Origin of the sequence: Mesorhizobium sp. M7A.F.Ca.US.002.01.1.1, from assembly GCF_004022955.1 — a bacterium.
GTDB lineage: Bacteria > Pseudomonadota > Alphaproteobacteria > Rhizobiales > Rhizobiaceae > Mesorhizobium > Mesorhizobium ciceri.
Window position 1 is genome coordinate 1 of record NZ_RZQE01000790.1, and the last position, 1718, is coordinate 1718.

Genomic DNA, 1718 nt, shown 5'->3' on the forward strand with positions numbered 1-1718 from the left:
CGGCGCTCGTGACGAAGCTGGCAAGCTGGTCCCGCTGGACGTCAAGGCCGGCGACCGCATCCTGTTCAGCAAGTGGTCGGGCACGGAAGTCAAGCTCAATGGCGAAGACCTTCTGATCATGAAGGAATCCGACATCATGGGCATCATCGGCTCATATCAGGCCCTTTCGTCAACTGAATTCCCGGGCTCGATTGAAGCCCCTGCCAGGAGCTAAAAATGGCTGCCAAAGACGTAAAATTCTCCCGCGATGCCCGCGAGCGCATGCTGCGCGGTGTCAACATCCTCGCTGACGCGGTGAAGGTCACGCTCGGCCCCAAGGGCCGCAACGTGGTCATCGACAAGTCGTTCGGCGCCCCGCGCATCACCAAGGACGGCGTCACCGTCGCCAAGGAAATCGAGCTTGAGGACAAGTTCGAAAACATGGGCGCGCAGATGGTCCGCGAAGTTGCTTCGAAGACCAACGACATCGCTGGCGACGGCACCACGACCGCGACCGTTCTGGCGCAGTCGATCGTCCAGGAAGGCCACAAGGCCGTTGCCGCCGGCATGAACCCGATGGACCTGAAGCGCGGCATCGACCTCGCGGTAACCGACGTCGTTGCGACCCTGATCAAGAACGCCAAGAAGATCAAGACCTCCGAAGAGGTTGCCCAGGTCGGCACCATCGCCGGCAACGGCGATGCTTCGGTCGGCAAGATGATCGCGGAAGCGATGCAGAAGGTCGGCAACGAAGGCGTCATCACGGTTGAAGAAGCCAAGACCGCCGAGACCGAACTCGAAGTCGTCGAAGGCATGCAGTTCGACCGCGGCTATCTCTCGCCCTACTTCGTCACCAACGCCGACAAGATGGTTGCCGAGCTCGAGGACGTCTACATCCTCCTGCACGAGAAGAAGCTGTCCAACCTCCAGGCCATGCTGCCGGTTCTCGAAGCCGTCGTGCAGACCTCGAAGCCGCTGCTCATCATCTCGGAAGACGTCGAAGGCGAGGCTCTGGCCACGCTGGTCGTCAACAAGCTGCGTGGCGGCCTGAAGATCGCCGCCGTCAAGGCGCCGGGCTTCGGTGATCGCCGCAAGGCCATGCTGGAAGACATCGCCATCCTCACCGGTGGCCAGGTCATCTCGGAAGACCTCGGCATCAAGCTCGAGAACGTCGGCCTCAACATGCTCGGCCGCGCCAAGAAGGTGTCGATCTCCAAGGAGAACACCACCATCGTCGACGGCGCCGGCAAGAAGGCGGAGATCCAGGGCCGCGTTGCCCAGATCAAGCAGCAGATCGAAAAGACCACTTCGGACTACGACAAGGAGAAGCTGCAGGAACGTCTGGCGAAGCTCGCCGGCGGCGTTGCGGTGATCCGCGTCGGCGGTGCGACGGAAGTCGAAGTCAAGGAAAAGAAGGACCGCGTCGATGACGCCCTCAACGCGACCCGCGCGGCCGTCGAAGAAGGCATCGTTGCTGGTGGTGGCGTCGCGCTGCTGCGCGCTTCGGCCAACATCAAGGCCACCGGCGTCAATGCCGACCAGGCCGCCGGCATCAACATCGTGCGTCGTGCGCTGCAGGCTCCGGCCCGCCAGATCGCGGCCAACGCCGGTGCGGAAGCATCGATCGTTGCCGGCAAGATCCTTGAGAACAAGGGCGCGACCTTCGGCTACAACGCCCAGACCGGCGAGTATGGCGACATGATCGCCATGGGTATCGTCGATCCGGTCAAGGTTGTCCG

General features: G+C 62.4%; 1 protein-coding gene and 1 pseudogene. Both read left to right on the plus strand.

Annotation, left to right across the window (positions count from 1 at the left end; translation table 11 throughout):
* Positions 1-151, plus strand: a pseudogene (locus EN932_RS35455) (co-chaperone GroES); the annotation flags it as partial.
* A gap of 65 nt (positions 152-216) precedes the next feature.
* A partial coding sequence (gene groL / locus EN932_RS35460) for a chaperonin GroEL (RefSeq protein WP_128369489.1) occupies positions 217-1718 on the plus strand: 1502 nt, incomplete at its 3' end.